Source organism: Syntrophales bacterium, from assembly GCA_030655775.1.
GTDB lineage: Bacteria > Desulfobacterota > Syntrophia > Syntrophales > JADFWA01 > JAUSPI01.
Genome location: JAUSPI010000174.1, coordinates 1 through 4,188 on the forward strand (window position 1 = coordinate 1; position 4,188 = coordinate 4,188).

Sequence of the window (4,188 nt, forward strand, 5' to 3'; positions counted from 1 at the left end):
CTTTGAGTTCGTCAAGGGAGAAGATCTCGATTTCGGATTCGGTGAAGGCGGTCATCTTTTTCTCCGGTAGGCTTGATTCGGATGGTTTTTGTTTTCAGGGTATTTTAATTCAAGAAGGCCTTCGGACAGCATTGCCGAAATATAGTGCTGCTGAATAAATGTCTGACCACGGCCTAATAATTCTGACAAATCATGCAGTTTGACAAAAGAGTCATCGCACAGCCGCATAATAAGTTCTCGCATGGCATCCTGCTTCATCTTGCCAGGGACTTTTTCCAGCCCAAAAGAGGCAAGAATTAAAGCAAGTTTTTTCGTCAAATCATGGGAGTTCCCGCTCAAATCATGGGAGTTCCCATTCAAATCATGGGAGCTCTCGCTCAAACCTTGGGAGTTCCCGATCAAACCTTGGGAGCTCTCACTTAAATCTGGGGAGTTGGTCCCCAAATATGGGGAGCTCCCGTTCAAATCTGGGGACTCCGCATCATGCTTTTCCAGAAAAGACAGCGGCAGCTCTACCGGTTTCTGACCGGGAAGATAGTATACACTGGCGCGTGTCTCCCCTTCCTTGATAAGCATGCCCTCCTGAACCAGGTGTGCAAGAGCGGCTGTGATATCTTTGGGATGATCGGAAGCAATTTCTTTGATGCGCCCATGATGCACCCTTTCTTCCGTAGCAGCCGTGATCAGGATAACCCTTTCGAGTTCCGGCAGTTTCCTGAATCGCTCACCGAAAAGCTCATCGAGCATTTTCACGCTCTGCTCGGGAAACAGGCTGATCATGCGGAGCTCGAGCAGTGTCTGCTCATGTGTGGCGTCTTCGTAGAGCAGGGGCAAACGCCAATGCTGCGCCTTCCAGTTCCGATAAATCTTGGGAATGCCCGATCCGGCATGGTCTCCAAAACCGACATACCGAAACATATCCTGAATGCGACGGTTGCGGCAATCGCTGATGCCGCCGTGGACGGCCTGCTCAACGGGAACACGCATCAGGCCGGGATTTCTGAAGCCGAACATGTCCGGCCCTTTGACGGCCAAGATAGAGACCCGGCCCGTATAATCGGCATGGATCAAGGTGTTCGTCAGGGCCTCGCGAATGGCTTCATGGACGGGCGTATCATCGGTGCGCATGCCTTTTCGCAATTGGAAAGGGATTTTAAGATCCGCCGTCAACTTCCGATAGGTCTTTTGGAAATAATCATAGAGATTGCCGGACCATGTGCCGTCCGGAACCAGCCTGTCAACCCAGCGGACTTCAGCTTTGGATTCGGGGCGTTCCTGGTAATCAACCATATAATTTGGGAATGCGTCCCGAATGGTATCAAATCTGCCAAACATCAGCAGACCGGCGGCACGGAGTCCGCTTTTCCCCGTTGTGCGATCTATACCACCGGCGCCAATTTTATTAAGGAATTCTTCGGCAGGAAGGTTAAGCCACGGACTATCGGGTTTAACTGCTGAAAAACGGTTACGATAAGCGGCAATTGTTTCTTTTTCAAGGTCATCAAGGCCAAAGTTTTCTAAAATACGGTCATCCCGGGAATCTTCAATACTTTCGGCAATCATGCGCCTGATTGTTTCATCGCCGGCCTTATAATCACCTTCATGGCGACGCAGGTACGTATTGCCGAAGGGATTTGTTCCAAGGTGGATAGGTCTGTCCTGACGGCGTGCCCGGGGAATGTTGATTTGTATAACCTTTTTCCCGTCAACGGCAATAACCTGTATATCTGAAGCACTGAGGATATTTCGGTTAACTTTCGTTTTTGCATGCACTGTATCCCAAAGGGATTTTTGCAGTTTTTCCGGATCTTTTATTCCCAGAGCACGAAATACTCCCGGCGGCTTCTCTTCAATGCCAAGATACACTTCACCGCCATTTGTGTTGGCCATTGCGGAGTATGTTTCCCAAAAACTGGCAGGGAGTTCTCCTTTCCCATCGCGTCCTTGCGCGGCTTTGCATTCCAGCGTAACGGATTCGGCAAGGGATATGAGGTCGGATAGACTGAAATTATTCATAGCTTCACCGTTACTTCGCCGGACATCAATTTCGGGAGGAGCATGTCGCGGAGGCGGGAGAGTGTGCGAATTTGTCCGTCGTTTGAATCTATTTTACCATTTATCTCATTAAACCGTCTGCAAGCTTCATGGAATATGCTTGTGTCTGGCATGATAGGCAGTTGAAAGTTTTCGATCATTCCTTTTGTTATAAAGTTGATCACAGATCCTCTGTATCCCATAGTAATATCATCAAGATGATGACGCATTCCGTAATATAGAAAGCCAACTTCTAATTCATTATGTGGAATTAATACATATGTTCGTTGATATGCTTCAAATTTGCCATTATAGCGCTTTAAATTGAAATCGCCATTACCAGCAAGAAGTATTGCATGGCCATCAAATGAATAATCAGGGGAATTAAGCGTGTTTTGTGAACATGTAAAAAACGGATATTGCCCATCTTCAGCGGAGTAGTTTGCGTCTTTTTTACCTGTCTTGATTGGAAAAAAGCTACCGAGAGGCTTTCTAATCCACCCCGGATTAGCTTCTTCCATAAACATCTGCCGCCAGAGGGCCTCGGCCATTCCTTCCAGCGTTTTGTTCTGCCGGTGCAGAAGGTCGATCTTGTCGTCAAGACTGGAAAGCACACCTGCAATGGCGCGCTGTTCATTGTAGTCAGGAAGATTTAAGAACAAACTATCAAATGATTCACGTGGTACCCTTTGCCGTCCAGAAGTACCATGTAAATTTGCTTCTGCAAAATCACGAACATCAGACCACCGTGACAAGTAATAAACGAAGTCAATATCAGAAAGTCCTTCTCTGCCTCTGAAAACATGAAATTCTGTTGAACCGAAACCTTTACTATCAAGAAGACTTCTAACCTGGCATATTTTGCCATTTTCAAGACAAGGAGTAATCCGTGCAAAAAGAGTGTCTCTTTCCTGAAATCTTGTGCCCGAACTGTTGAAGGGTCTAACTGTAGATGGTTCACAAAATTTATTTCCATCTTTTAAATCTGCCATTTCAACGAAAGAACATATCGCCCCAGGTTCCAGCGTTACTGACGGGCTTATTTCTACAAATTTAGAAAAACGATATTCCTTCCACTCACTCATACCGTCTCCGTGTTCAAATACATAAAAGACTGCGGCGGTGTAGCATTAAAGTCTTCACGCAAGCACAATGCTTTTCTGTATTTTGTTACATTCTTTATATGGATGGCATAGCCATATTCTTTATTCGAGAAATACTTAAAAAAATAATCCTCGTTTATACCGGCATACTCCTTTGTTTGTTCCCATAATGCCGCCAATTCGTCGTTAATGATCGCTCCTATTTCGAACTCGCCGATAACTTTCCGCACAGGAAAAGACGCATAAACAACAATGGTTTTCACATCAGGATTCTTAAAAACAGAACGACGGAACTCGTATTTTTTTGTTCCGGAAAATATCATTTCGGCAAATTGCGGTTTAATCGACAACAATACTTTCATCCTATTCATTTTCCGCCTGCTTTATCTGGTTTGTGGTGTTTATCATATTCTGTCGCTGCAATTCTATCAGCCCGTTTCGCATTTACCGTATTTCTGCTATGATGAAAGAATTCTACTGATTGAAATCGTCTTGATAGTGTCTCCGCCTTATCGTAAAGAGGTTTAATGTGATCCTTTTTCAATCTATATTCCTTACGCATCCACTTGATAACTAATTCGCTATCCATCCAAACTTCTATTTCATGTCTGGTACATTCCGATGCTTTATCAAGTGCATATATCAATCCTTGAAACTCTGCCTCCGGGACAGTCATCTCTCCCAAATATTTAGCATGTTCTAACTCTTGCCCACATGCATCAATAATCAGTACACCGCACGCACAATAACCACGGCCCGCTCGGCCTGGCAAATGCGCATTAGCTACATGGCAACATGCATCTACAATCACTGTCGTCTTTGACATTACAGCCCCTCTTTGCAAGCAATTCTCATTAGTCCCAATTGTCCTCTACTATGTGCATGATATATTCCACCCCTTCATCCCTTCACTCCAGCTTGCATTCCTTCCAGTTACTATTCACTGACAACCCCCGCCAGTCTCTCCAGAAGCTTAAATGCGTCTTTATCAAACTTGGAAAAGGCGAACCATTTTTTACCCAGATCCTTTAAAGATGCGCCAAAATGATAA

General features: G+C 45.2%; 4 protein-coding genes. All 4 read right to left on the bottom strand.

Annotation, left to right across the window (positions count from 1 at the left end):
- Nucleotides 1-51: 51 nt before the first annotated feature.
- Genes Q7J27_09360 through Q7J27_09375 form a run of 4 tightly spaced genes read right to left on the bottom strand, consistent with a single transcriptional unit; the run spans nt 52 to nt 3,963 of the window.
- Nucleotides 52-2,016: a putative DNA binding domain-containing protein gene (locus tag Q7J27_09360; GenBank protein ID MDO9529355.1), complete on the bottom strand. Its 1,965-nt coding sequence runs from the start codon at nt 2,014-2,016 to the stop codon at nt 52-54.
- A complete protein-coding gene (locus Q7J27_09365; protein ID MDO9529356.1) occupies nt 2,013-3,119 on the bottom strand; it encodes a restriction endonuclease subunit S in 1,107 nt (368 codons plus the stop codon). The genes Q7J27_09360 and Q7J27_09365 overlap by 4 nt, the downstream gene beginning before the upstream one ends.
- Complete coding sequence (locus tag Q7J27_09370; GenBank protein MDO9529357.1) at nt 3,116-3,508, bottom strand: hypothetical protein; 393 nt, start codon at nt 3,506-3,508, stop codon at nt 3,116-3,118. Before Q7J27_09370 ends, Q7J27_09365 begins: the two co-directional genes overlap by 4 nt.
- Nucleotides 3,505-3,963, bottom strand: a complete 459-nt coding sequence (locus tag Q7J27_09375; GenBank protein ID MDO9529358.1) for a ribonuclease HI family protein — start codon at nt 3,961-3,963, stop codon at nt 3,505-3,507. Before Q7J27_09375 ends, Q7J27_09370 begins: the two co-directional genes overlap by 4 nt.
- Between the last annotated feature and the right edge of the window lie 225 nt (nt 3,964-4,188).

Excerpts from the sequence above, each read along its gene's own strand:
- Q7J27_09360 (MDO9529355.1), bottom strand. The coding sequence starts at position 2,016 with ATGAATAATTTCAGTCTATCCGACCTCATATCCCTTGCCGAATCCGTT.
- Q7J27_09365 (MDO9529356.1), bottom strand. The coding sequence starts at position 3,119 with ATGAGTGAGTGGAAGGAATATCGTTTTTCTAAATTTGTAGAAATAAGC.
- Q7J27_09370 (MDO9529357.1), bottom strand. The coding sequence starts at position 3,508 with ATGAATAGGATGAAAGTATTGTTGTCGATTAAACCGCAATTTGCCGAA.
- Q7J27_09375 (MDO9529358.1), bottom strand. The coding sequence starts at position 3,963 with ATGTCAAAGACGACAGTGATTGTAGATGCATGTTGCCATGTAGCTAAT.